Origin of the sequence: Sphingobium sp. JS3065, from assembly GCF_026427355.1 — a bacterium.
Taxonomy (GTDB): Bacteria; Pseudomonadota; Alphaproteobacteria; order Sphingomonadales; family Sphingomonadaceae; genus Sphingobium.
Genome location: NZ_CP102664.1, coordinates 1,380,886 through 1,397,422 on the forward strand (window position 1 = coordinate 1,380,886; position 16,537 = coordinate 1,397,422).

Below are 16,537 nucleotides of genomic sequence, written 5' to 3' on the forward strand. Positions count from 1 at the left end.
GTACTGTTTTTTAAAAGATGTTGCAAGCTTGTTCGAATGAGCGCCTGTCGATAGCGGGGGAACGCACAGGTCAGCGACGGTAAACGATCTCAATTAATCCTGCCTAGTCGGCCAGAAAGCCGATCTTGCGACTATAGCCAAGTTTTCTGGGGTGATTGCGCATCCAGGCAGCAAATAGGGGAGGACCTTGGATCACCTGCCAAGAGGATAGCAGCAAGGCTTGCCATGACGAGCAGAGGCTGCGAGCTGAGAGCTTAAAACTGGTATAGATGATCAAATTATAGTTGGCCACAGCGCTATCATATTGATCAAGTGCATCCTGCTTGTGCAGTAGCCCGAAGTATGTCTCGGTTCATAATCATGGTATGGATTGCGCTTACGCCAGGGTTTCCCCCCGCCCCTTGCCAGCACCCAAGCCCCGAAAATTTCTACCGCCTCCTCGACCGGTCTGAAAACGTCGAATAAAGACCCCAATGGTGAACTGTACTTCGGCTCGGCCCCCCGGTTGCGCAGCCCGATCGGTGCTCCCGGTTTGGACCGTCCTTGCAAGGACGAATGTCATGCAAGTATTTGGTCGAGTGGCATGCTGAGGAACGTATCGTCGAGCTTTTCCACCAGCGCGAAGCTGTTCTCGGTGGCCGGCAATATGTACTCGAAGCAATATCGGCATGCGGCCAATTTTGCTCGATAAAAAGCTTCGTCCAGCATATCCTCGTCGGCGAGCCTACGCTCGGCAGTCACCGCTTGCCACAGCCACAGCCACGCAACGACCACGGTTCCGGCCGCGTCGAGGTAAAGCGTAGCGTTGGCCAGACCAAGTTCGTCATTAGTCTGACCGATAACAGCGGCAGTTGCTCTCTGCATCTGCGCTAGCGCCTCAGCAAGTCTAGCCGCATACGGGGACAAGGCATTGCTGCCCAGTGCCTGCCGAATAGTCTCGTTAATGCGATCTGCCAGTAAGTGCAGACCGCGACCGCCTTCCAGTCGAACCTTGCGTCCCAATAAATCAAGGCCGTGAATTGCGACAGTGCCCTCGTGAATGGGGTTCAGACGATTGTCCCTATAAAGCCGTTCGACGGGGTGATCCAAGGTATATCCTGCGCCGCCAAGGACCTGGATAGCCAGATCATTCGCTTGAAGACAGTGCTCCGACGGCCATGACTTAGCAATCGGGGTAAGAATATCCAACAGGATGCTGGCATCCTTTCTTTCATCACCCTCCGAGACTGCCGCCTTGTCGATCAATAGCGAACAGTAGTAGCACAGCGCGATCGCGCCCTCGACTTTGGTTTTTTGCGCCAGCAACATTCGGCGAATGTCTGGGTGCTCGATCAACGGAACCTGCGGTGTCTTGGGATCCTTTTGACCGATCCGGCGACCTTGAAGTCGCTCCTGCGCGTATGATCGCGAGTAAAGATATCCAACCAGCCCCGACATAGCCGCACCGTGACCGACACCGATCCGCGCCTCATTCATCATGTGGAACATGTATCTGAGGCCCTGATGCGGCTCACCAACGAGATACCCAACCGTGGCGCCCGTTTCTCCAAAATTGAGCATGCAGTTCGTGATACCACGCTGCCCCATTTTGTGGTTCAGGCCCACCAGCGTAACATTATTGTCTGCGCCAGGATTACCATCCTTATCGACTAGCCGCTGTGGCACGATAAACAGGGAAATGCCTTTGACCCCTGCCGCCCCTCCCGGGATTTTCGCAAGTACCAAATTGACGATATTTTCCTTGATCTGATGCCCAGCACCAGAAATCCACATCTTCGATCCGTGAAGGTGGTAGCTGCCATCTCCAGCAGGCTCGGCCCGAGTGGTGATATCCGACAATGACGATCCAGCCTGAGGTTCGGAAAGGCACATTGTACCGGTCCAACGTCCCTCAATCATGGGCGCTGCGTAAAGCCGCTTCTGCTCGTCGGTACCGAATGCCACGAGCAAATGAGCCGCGGCCGTCGTCAGGATGGCGTAGTTGGCAATCGCCTGGTTAGCCGCGATGAACATGCCATCGACCGCCATTGCCATGGTATACGGCAACTGCAGTCCACCATCATTGTGTCCAAAGGTCTGCGCTGACAACCCGGCGTCGGCGTAAGCCGCAAGGGCAGCGCCAACCTCGGGAATGATTTGCACTTTGCCGTCAACCATACGGGGTGGATTTGCGTCCAGTTCTACCGCCGACGGTAGAAAGATCTCCGTCGCCATTCGCTCCGCAGAGTCAAGTATTTGTTCCACCGTGTCACGATCACAATGAGCATAAAACGGGCTGGCTAAAATTTCGCCCAGTCCGAATACGTCGAAAAGAACGAACTCGATATTACGGCGGTCGACGATGGGTGACACGATAAAAACCTCGATGTTGGATGCTCCGGCGACCAATTTGAAATCGTAAATTGGTCACATGGAATTCAAAGGATCGTCATTACAAGCCAATCGGCAATCGCAGCCGGAGTTGTTTCGCCCTCGATTTCCAAGTTGACCCCGACAGTAGAGAGCAGTTGCCCCGGCGCGCGCTGCTCAAGGTTTAATAGAGTAAAAACCGCACGTACCCGCTTGCCGGACAGTACCGGCTTCAAAAAGCGCACGCGATTAAAGCCGTAATTTATTTCCATCATGGCCGAAGCGATCTTAGGAAGACCTGTTTCAGCCATGGCGGACAACATCGACAGCGAAAGAAACCCATGGGCGATTGTGCCACCGAAGGGAGTGTGACTAGCCGCTTCGGGATCGATATGGATAAACTGCCGATCTTCGGTCACAGCTGCGAATTGATTAATCCGCACCTGGTCGAGCGCCACCCAATTCGAAGTGCCGACCGTTTGCCCGACCAATGCCCTGTAATCATCCAGTCCAATGCGCGGCACGCTCATGGATATACCCCTATTTGCTTACAAATCGCCAGGTTTCCCTGACGCTTGACCCGCGCTGACCCTGAAAGCTGGGAAACCAACGGCGTTAAGGCGCGGCTTTCGATATTCTCACAGCACTTCGAACAGCCCCGCAGCGCCCATGCCACCCCCCACACACATCGTCACCACGACGAAGCGCGCACCGCGTCGCTTGCCCTCAATCAGAGCGTGGCCGACCATCCGCGTGCCCGACATGCCATATGGATGCCCAATCGAAATGGCCCCCCCATTGACGTTCAGAAGGTCATTGGGAATGCCCAGCGTGTCCCGACAATAGAGCACCTGCACCGCAAACGCTTCGTTCAGCTCCCAAAGTCCGATGTCGTCCATTTTTAAGCCGAAGCGCTCCAGCAATTTGGGCACTGCAAAGACCGGTCCAATGCCCATCTCATCAGGCTTCGTACCGGCAACGGCCATGCCGACATAGCGCCCTAATGGTACGAGACCCCGCCGACTTGCGAGACCTGCTTCCATGACGACGCAAGCCGCGGCACCATCGGACAATTGGCTGGCATTACCGGCGGTTATGCAGCCACCATCCAGGACCGGCCTGAGACCGCGAAGCCCTTCGATCGTGGTCTCGGGGCGATTGCCCTCGTCCTTGATGATGCGAACGTCCTTGTAGCTCGATGCACCGGTGGCTTTATCGGTCAGCTTCATCTTCGCCTCGACCGGGACGATCTCCTCGTCAAATGCACCGCCGGCCTGGGCCAAGGCGGTACGATGCTGCGATTGCAGTGCATATTCGTCCTGCGCTTCGCGGCTAATACCGTAACGCTTTGCCACTGTTTCCGCGGTATCCAGCATCGGCATGAACATGTCGGGCACCATTGCGACAAGTTCCGGGTCCGCGGTTACGCGTAATTCCGCCGTCTGGACAAGCGAGATCGATTCGACACCCCCCGCCACTACGACGTCCATGCGATCCACGACGATCTGCTTTGCCGCGGTAGCAATGGTCATCAGACCCGAAGAACATTGCCTGTCAATTGACATGCCCGAAACCGTATGGGGAAGTCCCGCGCGCAGTGCTGCGGTACGGCCAATAGTGGCCTGATGCCCCTGCTGCAGCGACGCGCCTAGCAGAACGTCGTCAATCTCAGCAGGATCGACGCCGGCACGCTGGACCGCCGCGACGATTGCGTGCGACGCGAGCGTGGGCGCGGGCGTTGCGTTAAACGCGCCCCGATAGGCGCGACCGATCGGCGTTCTGGCCATAGACACAATCACAGCATCGCGCATTTCAGGCCTCCTGGGTCACTGCGAGGCGGAAACCAGCTTTCCGCAATTCAACATCACCCTGGACGCCACCGCGCTCGGGAACAATCTCCCCGTCGCGATCGGTAAGCTCGGCATACCGGCTAAGGATTTGCTCTGCCGCATCTTCCCCGGGTGGAACGAAGATGCCAGACGTCAGGGTGATGTTGGCCTCCTCGAAGCTCCCTGCGCCAGCACAAATGATTGCCCGATTTGGCGCAGCTTCGGAGACGAGGGCCAGAACGGCGGGGCTTACCTGGGCTGGAGCGAGAGCATCGAGCATATTCTGAGGCATCAAGCCTTCGAGCATCCGCGTTGCGGCTGTTGGCGCCAGACAATTGACGCGCACGTTGTACTTTTCGCCCTCCAGACCAAGTGTTTGCATGAACCCCACGAGCGCCAGCTTGGCCGCACCATAGTTCGACTGCCCGAAATTGCCGTAAAGGCCTGACGACGAGGTAGTCATAACAATACGACCATAACCCTGATCGCGCATGAGATCCCAAACTGCCTTGGTGCAGTTAACGGCGCCCATCAGGTGGACGTCCACCACTGCACGGAAATCGGCCAGATCCATTTTGGCAAACGTCCGGTCGCGAAGAATGCCCGCATTATTGACAAGAATATCCACGCGACCCCAGCGCGCGATCACATCGGCAACCATCGCTTCCACTTCAGCATAATCGGTTACAGAAGCACCGTTCGCAATTGCCTCACCACCAGCTGATTTGATTTCTGATACCACTTTTTCAGCGGCTGATAAGGAAGCCCCCGTGCCATCCGCCGCGCCACCAAGATCATTGACGAGCACCTTGGCTCCCTGCCGAGCAAGAAGCAGCGCATGCTCGCGCCCCAAACCGCCACCTGCCCCTGTTACAATTGCGACGCGGCCACTAAGATCCACCATACAACTCTCCATCTTGAGGTACGCGCCGGACCAGCCAAACGCCTGAAACCTCGCATAAGCAACGACGCCGTTCTAAGCCGACTCGTTCATAGGGTCAATATTATTTGAATATTCGTACCGGTTAATCCGGAATGCCGGCTTCGCTTCTGTAATGATCACCAATGTAACGCGGTCTAAAATGCCGGAGACGCTTTCTGTGTGGAACAGTCCGACCACGCACGCCGCGTGATGCACGTTTCGAGAACGTCAACTGCATCACTAATATGGCCCTCGCGGGCCTTCGAAGGCACCACGAGGGTACTGATCACTTCATATCAAGCCAGATTAAGAAGCGACGTCGTCACGCGACAGCAATGCGGCATTACTCGCTCGTCAACCTGAGAATATGCTTGGATGAACCAGCCTTTGTTCGAAGCTACGACCTTCTCGCGCGCTACACCGCAGTGTAACCGCCATCAACCATGATATGCGCGCCGACAATAAAACTGGCTTCGTCCGAAGCGAGGAATAGCACCGGTTTAGCGATTTCCTCCGGTTCGGCAATTCGCCCGATGGGATGAGCTGCGACCAGTTGAGACATTATGTCGTCTGTTGCCTGCAACTCAACCATTGGCGTGCGAACGAATCCGGGAGAAACGCAGTTTACACGGATGCCCCTAGACGCAAACTCGATACCCAATGAGCGGGTCAGATTGACAACGGCTCCTTTAGCGGCGGTGTAAGAGGCGTGCTCTGGATACCCGACATGACCTAGGATGGAACCGATATTAACGATGGCGCCCCCTTTCCCACCTTCAAGCATATGCCGAATTGCAGCCTGCGACACGTAGAAACAGCCATCGAGATTAACGGCGAGCGTCCTGCGCCACTCCTTGGGCGACAAAGATTCACTCGGCTCTACCGCCCCTATCCCCGCACTATTGACCAAAATGTCTATTCCGCCCAAAACGTCTACAGCGTCGGCGACCATCCTTGTAGCTTGCGCAGCGTCACTTACATCAACCGCTAAACGCAAAACTCGTTCGTCTTGGTCTATTTCAGGAAGCCGCAAATCTGCACTTGCAACCTTAGCTCCTTCCGAAAGAAAGGCGGCCACACAAGCAGCCCCAATGCCCGATGAACCGCCAGTGATAAGTACGGTCTTGTCCGCAAAACGCCTAATCATAGGTCATCTCCATGAGGGGCCGGCCTCGAAATTAAGTTGATAAGTATCAGCGGGCTAGCTTGACGCTGGACAAATTCATTGAGCCGTAGAATTGAAACACCGCCCCGATATTAAGGATGGAACGAGTTAAATATAACTCTAAATAAAGTGCTGGTTATTCTTCTGCTGCCAACTCATCCTCAGCCATTTTCTTGGCATTCTGAAGATGTTCCGTAATATATTCCGGGTCCAGCGGTGGCCTGTGGACGCTGAGTCCCCCGTCAACTGCGAGTTCGGTTCCTGTAACGAATGCAGACTCATCCGAACCGAGATAAGTGGCAGCATAAGCTATGTCCGACGGACGACCGTATCGGGGGAAGGGTTGCCAATTCGATGCCATCTCGTGCAGGTGTTGAGGCATAAGGTCAGCAACAGCAGGCGAAGCGCCCACCGTGGCACCCCATATGGATGTGAGGTACATGCCAGGAACAATGACGTTAACCCGTATATTATCTTTCGCGAGATCGAATGCTGCCCAACGCCCCAAGTGTAAAACAGCACCTTTGGCAACCACATAGGCCACAGGCGTTTGTGCTTTGAAAGTTTTGCATGACGCCGAGGAGAAAAGAATAATTGATCCATTTCCCCTGCGCTTCATGGCCGGAATGGAGTGCTTGATCAAGAATACGTGACTGCGCAAAAGCACGGCTTGCGCATCGTCCCAATCCTCGATTGTCACATCAGCCAGACCTTTCCTGGCCGCAGGACTGGCTGCGACATGGCACATAATATCTAGGCCGCCAAACTCTTCCTCCGCCATGGAAATAGACCGAGCGATGTCGTCTTCGCTCCGGATATCGCAACGACAGAATTTGACGTCGCCTCGGAAACGAGCTTCAAGTGCGGCCCCCTTCGATTCCTGAATGTCGGCAACGACGACTTTCGCGCCTTCACGGACGTACATCTCCACGATGCCCAGCCCCATACCGGACACCCCGCCAGTGACGACCGCTACCTTGCCTTTCAAACGAGCTTGCATAGCCACTCAGACCTTCCGTGTGCGTTAACCGCAAGCGCTAGGATTGCGCTTAACTAATGCCGAATGTTGGTACTAAAACTTTGAAGTGACCCGTACTCCATAGGTTCGGGGCATGCCCCACGCATAAATCGCTTCGTCGCCAAATGGCGCTCCAGATTCAAAATATTTCTTGTCAAACAAGTTCTTCGCAAAGACCTCCACCCGATAGCGATCACTTGCGTCGGCCCATCCGGCACGAGCATCGACGAGTGTATAAGCTGGTTGATAGGTAAACGGCGAATTGTCCGGACGGAAGTTTTTGCGACTTTGATAACTCGCGTTAGCGCCAAAAATCAGCCTACTGTCATTTGCAAGCCGCGGCTCCCAATTGAAACCCCCGAAAATGGAGGTTTTGGGCGTATTAGCTAGGACGTTGCCATCAATCGGCCGTCCACCGATAATGACCCCCGGTGCCCGAACCTTATTATGATTTAACGATAGACCCGCATTAAATGAGAGCTCATCGATTGGACGGAAAGCAATTTCGGCCTCCAGTCCGTCGATCTTCGCTTTACCTATGTTGGTGTACACCACGCCGATGGTGTTCGTCCCTGGAATAGGAACGGTGGCAGCAGCTTGAATTTTATCCCAAATAGTATGGTATATTGTCAAATTAGCGGTAAGACGCCGGTCTAGCCAACTGGATTTGACACCAAGTTCATAGGCGGTGATCTTTTCAGGCGCCACAGGTCCTGCGGTCGCAGCCGAAAATTGCCCCGTCGCATTAAAGCCGCCGACTTTATACCCGGTCGAAGCTGTTGCAAAAAACATGACATCTTGCGCTACGTGATAATCTGCCCCTAGCCGCCAAGTGATAGCATCCGGCGCTGTCCCAGAATCGAGCAGGAATGTTCTTGTGCCCAACCGAGTTCCCGGAACGCTCCCAGCAGAGACACCAGCCAGCAGGATATCCTTTTTATCCTTGGTATACCGCGCGCCAGCAGTCAGATTGAATGTGTCGGTGAGAGCATAAGTGCCCTGAGCAAACACAGAGTAGCTTGTTATAGACTGATCGGCCCAGTTACCTGCAGGTATGAATGGCAAACTCGAGGTGTAAAATCGCTTATCGTGATAGTAAAAACCTCCGACTTGCCACTTCAATTTATCACTTTTTCCACTTAAGCGAATTTCTTGGCTAATCTGTTCATGGTCAATGTCGAAAACTTGTAAAAATCGTCCTGCTGACTGGCCTATAGGAGCGCGATCAGCATCAAAGCCCTCAAATTTCCGGATCGTTTCATAAGCGGTAATCGACGTTAGCGTCACCCCTCCAAGATCCAGTTCGATATGGCCGCTTGCACCCCAACCATGCCGGGAAAAGCTAAGATCCTCGCCAGAATAAGCTAAGCTCCGGGTGAAAGTTGGGTTACGATATCCAAGACTGTTGACACATTGATTGGCCAGCACCTGATCAAGGGCACAGGAAGCAGCAGGATTTCCTGGTTGCCGCGTACCTTTGAATGCCCCACCATCGTTCCGACCCGACGCATCTGTGAAATGCGCAGACAGCGTGATGCTTAATGCGTCAGTCGGATCGAAAGCCAGAATGCCACGAAGGTCAACCGCGTGATCCGTGGTCCCCAGACGAAGACCATTTACGACATCAGTCTGGTATCCGTTGTTCGAATTAAAGCGACCGGCCAGGCGCGCTCGAACGGTATCGCTGAGGGGGCCGGAAACATAACCTTCCAAGACCACGTCATCATAGTTGCCGTATTGCACCGTCGCACCGGCGGCGAACTCCTGCGTTGGTTTTGCCGATATGAAATTGATCAATCCACCGGTCGCATTACGCCCCCACAAAGTGCCTTGGGGGCCACGTAAGACTTCAACCCGCTCCAGATCGAAGACTGGCGTGGCTGCAAGCGCGTTATTTCCTTGATAAACGTCATCGCGATACGTTGCGACCGAAGACTCACTAGTATAGCTCAGGTCCAACATGGCCACGCCGCGGACGACGAAGATAGGAAAACCAGCCGCGCCCGCTGGCGCTTGAAAAGTAATACTTGGCATCTGACGGAATATATCTTGAGGCTTGTTTACGCCCATGCTTTTCAGGGCGTCGCCGCTCAACGCAGAGACCGCAATTGGCACATCCTGAAGCCTTTCCGAGCGGCGCTGGGCAGTTATTACGATATCAGCTCCAGCAGGCTCTGCAGCTTGCGCCAGCGGGCTCGTACTGTCTTTTTCGCCTGTCGCCACCTGAGCATATCCTGGGACAGTCCCGGCAAGCGCGGAACAAGAGCCTAGAAGCGCTCCAAGAATAAATTGCTGCCTCATGATTTTTCCTCTCTTAGTACCACTTTTTTTCATTCTTTCGGTGACGAGCGATTTTCAGTCAAGAAGATTCTCGTCGGCGTGCCGGAAAACCTGGAGATGCGGTGTTCGACGCATTTCTTCTACCCGCAAGAAAACGCTTATGGCTCGATGGAATAGCTGCATCTTGGAGCGCTACAACGCCGCGTGAGCTGCCCGGACGCCCACTAACGCCCCCATTCGGCTTCCATCCACGAACGACTGGCAGGTGAATGTTTGACCTTATGTACCACATTCGATAGGTTTGATCATATTGATCTGCAGAGACTCGGCAGAAGTGCTGATGCCACCGTAGCCCGCGAGGTGATGCACTACCGAACCGACAGAGATCTGCGGCTGAAAAGATGATCGCGTTAAACAAGGAGAGAGTTATGGTCGTTGAAGGAGTGCGCGCCGGGCGGGATGAGGAAGTCAGGATACTCTGGATTTCAGATACTACGCCCCAACAGATGGCTAAGAACCCCGATGACCAAGCCTTGGTATACGAGAATATGCTTGAATATGTTCGAAGCGTTGCTCGATCTAACACAAAGGTAGATATACATTTCGTGAAAGATAATGCGGGAGAAGCATTTTCACCCTGGCTTCGTTATCCCCGTGCCCTCCTTGCGGTCGAAGTGATAGAGCGGGTTAGGCAAGCGGATCGAGATGGATATGACGCCGCATTTCCGGGCATGTGCTTTGGCGAATTCTTCCTTGAGGAAGCGCGTCAGGCTGTGACCATGCCCGTTGTAGGCGCGGCGGAATCATCGATGATGGTTGCACAGCTTTTGGGTAAGAAGTTCGCTGTCGTAACGACCTTTCAGCGCTTTGAGCGACCGATCGAAGATCGCTTGCGTGCTCATCGGTGGGAGAGCCGAGCGATAGGCAACCGACCGATACGGTCATATACACCGGACCTGTCTCAGCAGATGGTGGATGCTTATAAAGGCCGACCCGAACGCATGATTGAAGAGTTTGACCAGCACGCCCAGCAGTGCGTGAAGGAAGGTGCCGACGTGGTTATTTGCGGGTGTAATCCATTAGGTGCGGCCCTTTCGAAGGCTGGCTATAAAGAGGTTGCGGGGACTGGCGTTCCGGTCGTTACTGCCCTTTCTTCGATGATCAAGCAGGCGGAGATGCTGGTCGATCTAAAACGCAGTCTCGGAATGGCAAAATCGGAAGCATTGGTTGGGCCGTATATGACTACGCCTCAAGCGGTTCTCGAAGATTTGGAAGCGCGTGGGATCGGGATGAAGCCATCCTATTCCAACGCAGAGCCCGCCTATTCCAGCTGGACACCCTGATTTACCTCTGGCCGTGAGGCTGTGGTTATGATTCCATCGCGTTGGAGTGATGGAGGTGCATGTGTCTGTGCAGCGTGGATTTTTCGATTTGGACGAGCGGTATGCGGCGCTGTCGGCCGCGGGTGATCCGCTTGAGAAACTGAACGCCCTGATCGATTTTCATGGTGTTGCCTCCCCGCCGGTGATTCGACGTGGGCAGCCCTAAACACCATCAAATCTCGTTGCGTCGAATGACACAACGCCATGTGTGTCGCCACGCACACGAGTCGCATGGATGGGACCGGAGCAAAGCCTGCGCGAAAATTTTTTCGTGATTGATCTGAGGCTTCCGGGCTTGTGCTGCCCGCACAAGCAATCGATCGCAGGAAAAATCATGTCTCTAAAACTGTGAGACAAAGTGTGAGACAAACCGCCTAAAACTGCGACTAAGTCATTGAAAACAAACGATTGGTGGGCCCGGCAGGACTCGAACCCGCAACCTAGCCGTTATGAGCGGCCAGCTCTAACCATTGAGCTACAGGCCCCACCTTGGATGCCCGGATAGGCAGCATCAGGCCGCTTGGCAAGCCCGTCCGCGCACCTGAACCGCGCCAAGCAATTGATCGAGCGTCACCGACCGGACATTCCGCCGGTCCAGATGGCTCAGCACCGCATCCCACCAGCGATAGAAGGCCGTCCGGTCCGCCTCGCCCCGAACATAGGGCGTATGCCCCGGCTCCAGCGTAGGGGAGTGGAAGGAGAAGTTCAGCACCGGCACGCCCTCTTCGATCAGGGCATCGATCGCGGCAATCGCCTCCTGCGGCGCGATCCCCTCCGGCGTCAGCGGAATCCGGATCAACATCCGCGCCCGCGCCAGCGCGCCCGCGACAGGCCCCATGCGCTGCGCCACCCGATAAAGCCGCTCCCCACCCCCCCGCAACAGCCCGGCAAAAGCGGTCGAGAGAGGCAGTTCCATCAGGCTCCGCTTCGGCCCCGCCCAATAGGGATATTGCGGCAAGCCCCGAAAATCCGGCCCATATTGCCCGCTATAATCGAAACGCCCGCGCACCGAACTGTCGAGCCTGAACCCCGCCTCCTCCAGCAGGCGCGCACTGTTCGGCCCCACGCCATAGCGCCCCGCCCGATAGGCGACCGGCCGCGCCCCGAACCGATCCGCTATCCGCAGGCACAGCGCCTCCAGCTTCGCCCGCTCCACCGCTTCGGGCAGGAAACCGACATAGCTGTTGGCCGCCGTCACTTCCTCGACATGGGGCGGATTGACCCAGGGATGGAGATGCGCGCCGATATCCGCCGCGCCATCGGCCAGCCACCTACCCATCATCTCCGCCGCCGCATCGCTGTCGACCACCGGATAGTCGGTCACGTAAACCGGCTTCACCCCCGCCGCCGCGAAATAGGCCTGCCCACGCGCCATGCCGCCAAGCGCCGTCACGCCATGCCCCGTCCGCCGGAAGGGCGCGTTCCAGTCAAACTCCTCCTCCGTATCCACGAACAGCATGAAGCGCGTACCGAAGGACGGATCGAACGCGATCCTGTCTTCCGCCGCTGGCGCGCGAAGCAGGCTGCCGTCATGGGAAAGCTTGGTCATCCCGCCACCGCTATCCGGATTTGGTTGCGATAGGGTTTCCTCAGGCGAAAATCAGGCGCTGCCGACCGCATCCTCGGTTTCGGCGACGGCAGGCACGGCGAGCAGGAAACGGCCCGGCTCGATCTCCAGCGCGCCGCCGCATCCCGTCGCCAGACTGCGGATCAGCCGCAGCGAAAAGCCCAGGCCCAGCAGCGGCCCGTCCGCCCAGTTACCGTCCGGCATATAGCCCGGATCGAGCAGCCGATCCTCCTCCATCCCGGCCAAAGTGGATGGCCGGTCGATCGCCAGCACGACGCGCCCATCGGCTCCGTCGGGCTGATACCAGCACACCCCGGTCAGCGCCTCTCCCGCAGGGGACACGGAAATCAGCGTGCGCAGCAGATGCTGCACCATGCGCTCGCCCTGCACCGGGTCGATCCGCACCATCGGCAGGTCGCGTCCCATGGCGATGTCGATCTGCGCGCTGTCCCCCTGTTCCCGGAAGCGCGCCGAAACCTGCGTCACCAGCAATGCCGGATCGACCGCGCGCGGCGTTTCGCCGCCCTCCCCTCGCGAAACCCGCGCCGCCAGGTCCAGATCGTCGAAAGCCGTCAGCAAATGCCGCGCATCCACGGCGATCTTGCCCGCCATGTCGCGATATTGATGGCCCGCCGGACCGAACAGTTCCTGCTCGATAATCTCGGCAAAGCCCAATATCGCGTTCAGCGGCGTGCGCAATTCATGCACCAGTTGCCGGATCGAATCGGCGGAAAGGCCCGCGATCGACACGGATTCGGCACGCGGGTCGGACGCGACCTCGTGCAGGAAGGGCCGCCGCGCCTGCCCGCGATAGCCCTGGAACCGGCCGGAGCGCGGATCGAAAAAGGGCGTCGCGGACATCCGCCATTCGCCCGCCATCGTGCCGCCCATGATCGTGTAGCGGCCATTCTGGAAACCGCTGCGCCGCATGAAGGCGCCCGCGACATGCCCGTCAGGCCCGCTGCCGCCCTCCAGCGCCGTCTCATTGAGCGCAAGCCCGATCAACGCCGCCCGCGGCCCCTGGTCGATCCAGACGATGGTCCCCGCCGAATCGGTCTCGAAGGCGAAGGCGCGCGGCCCGGCAACGGCTGCGCGGTGCGGCGGCTCCTCTTCCTCGCCTGCCCGCCGCGCGCTGGTGAAACGCGCGATCCGGTCGACCAGGTTGCGAATCTGGCTCCGCCCCTCGCCCGCCTCTTCGACAGGCTCGCTCTCTGGCGGCGCGGCGGGCGGATCGGCCTGCACGATCATCGCCTCGGTCAGCAGCATGTCTTCCTGCTCCACCTCGGCATCGCTGGTCAGCACCAGATCGGTCGCGCCAAAGGCGGCCAGCCCCTGCAACGTGTCCGCCCCAAGGTCGCGCCGCGACCGCAGCACGCCCCGCGCCGTCGGCGTCAGGCGCGGCAACATCTCCACCCACACCGCGTCGGGCAGGCGGGCGCGGGACATGGCCGCCGCCGCGATCGCGGGCCGGTCATTGGCGAAAAACTCCACCAGGCTGGGCGACCGCAGCCGCCCGCCCAGTTCCACGACAGTCGCGATCCGCTGCGTTTCCGACAGCTTCGGCGACAGCCCGTCCAGCCGCTCCAGCAACGCCCTACGCTCGGCATCGGACATGATCGACCGGTCATGCCGGTCATTTTGCGCCAGCAGATCGACGCATTGCCGCCACAACGTCACGGCGCCCAGGCCGCTTCGGCTTTCCGCGGCAAGAACCGTCTGCATGAGATCGTTGAAGCGCACCCAAATTCCCCATTTCCGGCATCGGCCGGGCATATCGTTACACAGGAATAATGCTTCGCGGACCAAAGGGGAAGGGTCGCAAATGGGTTCTTATGCGAACGTCGCATAGTGGGACAATTGCATTGCCCTGAAATATTATTATGATAACCCGATATTAACAGGCAAGGAAATAAGCGGAATAATGGCCGGCCCCAATATTGACGACATCGACCTCCAGATTCTGGGCGAATTGCAGGGCGATGGCAGGATGACCAATGTGGAGCTGGCCCGCAAGGTGGGCCTGACCGCTCCCCCCTGCCTGCGCCGCGTCCGCGCACTGGAGGAAAGCGGCGCGATCAACTCCTATCATGCCGTGGTGAACCCATCGATGCTGGGCTACACCATCACGGTGTTCGCCATGGTCAGCCTGAAGAGCCAGGCCGAAGCGGACCTGAAAGCGTTCGAGGATCATATCGCCACCCTGCCGGAAGTGCGGGAATGCTATATGCTGAACGGCGAGATCGACTTCATATTGAAGGTGGTGGCGAAGGATCTTCAAAGCTTCCAGCAGTTCCTGACATCGAAACTGACCCCCGCCCCCAATGTGGTGAGCGTGAAGACGTCGCTCACCATCCGCATGTCGAAGAACCTGCCGGGCGTCCCGCTGCCGGTTTGATGGGGATAGTGTAAAGGGTGGAGAGCGGACGTTCTTTTTACCCCTCTCCCTTGAGGGAGAGGGCTGCGCAGACTTGGCAGCTTGCTGCCTAGTCGTAGCTGGGTGAGGGGGTTGCGATCCAACGGATCGCGCGGGCCGCAGGCCCGCCCCCTCATCCAACTGCGCCTAGCCTCGCTTCGCTCAGCAAGGCTCCGTATCCTTCTCCCTCAAGGGAGAAGGAATGTCCGCCATTGGCCAATACCAACCGCCCAATAACCGGCCTCATCAACCCACCGGCGGCACCACCACCGGCGTCAACGCCGTCTTCCGGCTCTGCTGATCGACCCACACCGACCAGAATCCCGCGACATTCGCCCAATTACCCGACGTCACCTGCGCCAGCGCGACCTTCGCGCCCGCCAGATCGCCCGAACGCGCCAGCGCCACGCCAAGCCGCGCATTGACCTTGTCGGCATCGATCCCGCCCTTGCTCAGCGCCAGCCGATATTGCCCCACCGCCTGCGCGAACTGGGCAAGGGAGAAATACGTGTCGCCCACCGTCATCGCCGCCGACCCGTCCTTGGCCGCGGCGGCCTTCTTCACCGCCGCGGGCAGGGCCGCGATCTCCTTGGCCGCCTTGGGCGTCGCCGATTTCATGAGCTGCGCCGTCACCGCCTGCGTCGGCGTCAGCTTGCCCGCAGAGCGCCCGGCCTCGATGATCGCCTTGGTCTCCGCGCTATAGCCCGTCTTGTCCGCCAGTTGCGCATAGACCTGATAGTCGCGCTCGCTCGCCATCGCGCCATTGGCCGCCTGCAGGCGGTAAAGGTCCAACTGCACCTGCGCGTCCATGCCCGGCGCGGTCAGGTAATTGACCAGCGCGGACCGCCATTCGCCCGCCGAATCATAATGGCCCAGCCGCTCGCGATAGAGCGCCCCGACCTCGGCCCAATCCCCCGCCTGATAGGCCATGGAGATCGCCCGGTCATACCAGGCCGCCGGGATCGGCTGCCCCGCCGCCCGCTGCCGCGCCAGCGCCTCCCGCACGAAGACCCGCGCGTCCTTCGCCTTGTTCCGCCGCAGCGCGATATCCGCGCGCAACATGGTCGCGTCGATCGGGTCGTAACCCAGCGTCCTGGCGTAATCGAGCTGCGCGGTCGCATCGTCATAATTGCCGACGACGAAGGACAGATAACCGGCGATATAGCGCAGCCGCGGCATGTCCCCCTTCGGCACGGAGGATGTCTTGAACATGTCGTTCAGCGCCACGCGCTGCGCCTGCCGGTCCACCTTCAGCACCGCCAGTTCGAACCGCAGCCCGGCCGCGACATAGGCCTCGAAATCGCTGACCGGCATCAGCCCGGAAATCGCCGCCTGCGCCGCCGCGGCATTGCCCGCCTTGATCGCGCCTTCCGCCGCCTGGGTGGCGGCGCGGAATCCGTCCGACATCTGGATCGCCGGACCCACGGCAACCGGCTTTTTCGCGGCGGCGGGCACGGCGGTCAGCAAAGCCGCCCCGGCCAACAGCCCAAAGGTCGGAATCGAATGTCGCATCATGGCCATGTCAGCCATCCCCCTTTTCGCCTGGCGCAGGCCAGATCATTCTCATGTTCGAAGACAAGGAAGGCGCGCCGCCCCCGATGAGCGGCGCGCC

The 16,537-nt window shown here is 58.1% G+C and carries 12 protein-coding genes, 1 tRNA gene and 1 pseudogene; 3 read left to right on the forward strand and 11 right to left on the reverse strand.

Annotated features, from left to right (window positions below):
- Positions 1–558: 558 nt before the first annotated feature.
- The 7 genes from NUH86_RS06610 to NUH86_RS06640 all read right to left on the reverse strand — a co-directional run bounded on the left by NUH86_RS06610 (position 559) and on the right by NUH86_RS06640 (position 9,584).
- A complete protein-coding gene (locus tag NUH86_RS06610) occupies positions 559–2,388 on the reverse strand; it encodes an acyl-CoA dehydrogenase (RefSeq protein ID WP_267251691.1) in 1,830 nt (609 codons plus the stop codon).
- Between the two features lie 29 nt (positions 2,389–2,417).
- Entirely contained in the window at positions 2,418–2,879 is a 462-nt protein-coding gene (locus tag NUH86_RS06615) for a MaoC family dehydratase (RefSeq protein WP_267251692.1), read from the reverse strand.
- Between the two features lie 108 nt (positions 2,880–2,987).
- Entirely contained in the window at positions 2,988–4,160 is a 1,173-nt protein-coding gene (locus NUH86_RS06620; protein ID WP_267251693.1) for an acetyl-CoA C-acyltransferase, read from the reverse strand.
- A 1-nt stretch (position 4,161) separates the two neighbouring features.
- Positions 4,162–5,082 carry an SDR family NAD(P)-dependent oxidoreductase gene (locus tag NUH86_RS06625; protein WP_267251694.1) on the reverse strand — a complete coding sequence of 307 codons (921 nt, stop codon included), beginning with the start codon at positions 5,080–5,082 and terminating at the stop codon, positions 4,162–4,164.
- Positions 5,083–5,515: 433 nt separating this feature from the next.
- A complete protein-coding gene (locus NUH86_RS06630; RefSeq protein ID WP_267251695.1) occupies positions 5,516–6,247 on the reverse strand; it encodes an SDR family NAD(P)-dependent oxidoreductase in 732 nt (243 codons plus the stop codon).
- 154 nt (positions 6,248–6,401) lie between these two features.
- A complete protein-coding gene (locus NUH86_RS06635; protein ID WP_267252044.1) occupies positions 6,402–7,265 on the reverse strand; it encodes an SDR family NAD(P)-dependent oxidoreductase in 864 nt (287 codons plus the stop codon).
- 72 nt (positions 7,266–7,337) lie between these two features.
- The gene (locus NUH86_RS06640; RefSeq protein ID WP_267251696.1) at positions 7,338–9,584 is read right to left on the reverse strand and encodes a TonB-dependent receptor; all 2,247 of its coding nucleotides are present in this window, start codon (positions 9,582–9,584) and stop codon (positions 7,338–7,340) included.
- 407 nt (positions 9,585–9,991) lie between these two features.
- On the opposite strand from NUH86_RS06640, the gene NUH86_RS06645 reads away from it, so the two are divergent.
- Both NUH86_RS06645 and NUH86_RS06650 read left to right on the forward strand, forming a co-directional pair.
- Positions 9,992–10,906 carry an aspartate/glutamate racemase family protein gene (locus tag NUH86_RS06645; protein ID WP_267251697.1) on the forward strand — a complete coding sequence of 305 codons (915 nt, stop codon included), beginning with the start codon at positions 9,992–9,994 and terminating at the stop codon, positions 10,904–10,906.
- Positions 10,907–10,967: 61 nt separating this feature from the next.
- A pseudogene (locus NUH86_RS06650) lies at positions 10,968–11,102 on the forward strand (IS5/IS1182 family transposase); the annotation flags it as partial.
- Between the two features lie 252 nt (positions 11,103–11,354).
- Here the strand turns inward: NUH86_RS06650 and NUH86_RS06655 are convergent.
- From NUH86_RS06655 to NUH86_RS06665, 3 genes are all read right to left on the reverse strand, one after another.
- Positions 11,355–11,430, reverse strand: a tRNA-Ile gene (locus NUH86_RS06655).
- 26 nt (positions 11,431–11,456) lie between these two features.
- Positions 11,457–12,494, reverse strand: coding sequence for a polysaccharide deacetylase family protein (locus NUH86_RS06660; RefSeq protein WP_267251698.1), 1,038 nt, complete (start codon positions 12,492–12,494; stop codon positions 11,457–11,459).
- Positions 12,495–12,545: 51 nt separating this feature from the next.
- Positions 12,546–14,285, reverse strand: a complete 1,740-nt coding sequence (locus NUH86_RS06665; RefSeq protein ID WP_416365344.1) for a sensor histidine kinase — start codon at positions 14,283–14,285, stop codon at positions 12,546–12,548.
- A gap of 148 nt (positions 14,286–14,433) precedes the next feature.
- Between NUH86_RS06665 and NUH86_RS06670 the strand changes: the two genes are divergently transcribed.
- Positions 14,434–14,907 (forward strand): Lrp/AsnC family transcriptional regulator, encoded by a 474-nt coding sequence (locus NUH86_RS06670; RefSeq protein WP_267251700.1) that lies wholly within the window; start codon positions 14,434–14,436, stop codon positions 14,905–14,907.
- A gap of 264 nt (positions 14,908–15,171) precedes the next feature.
- On the opposite strand, the gene NUH86_RS06675 is transcribed toward NUH86_RS06670, so the two are convergent.
- Entirely contained in the window at positions 15,172–16,446 is a 1,275-nt protein-coding gene (locus tag NUH86_RS06675) for a hypothetical protein (RefSeq protein ID WP_267252045.1), read from the reverse strand.
- Positions 16,447–16,537 lie beyond the last annotated feature (91 nt).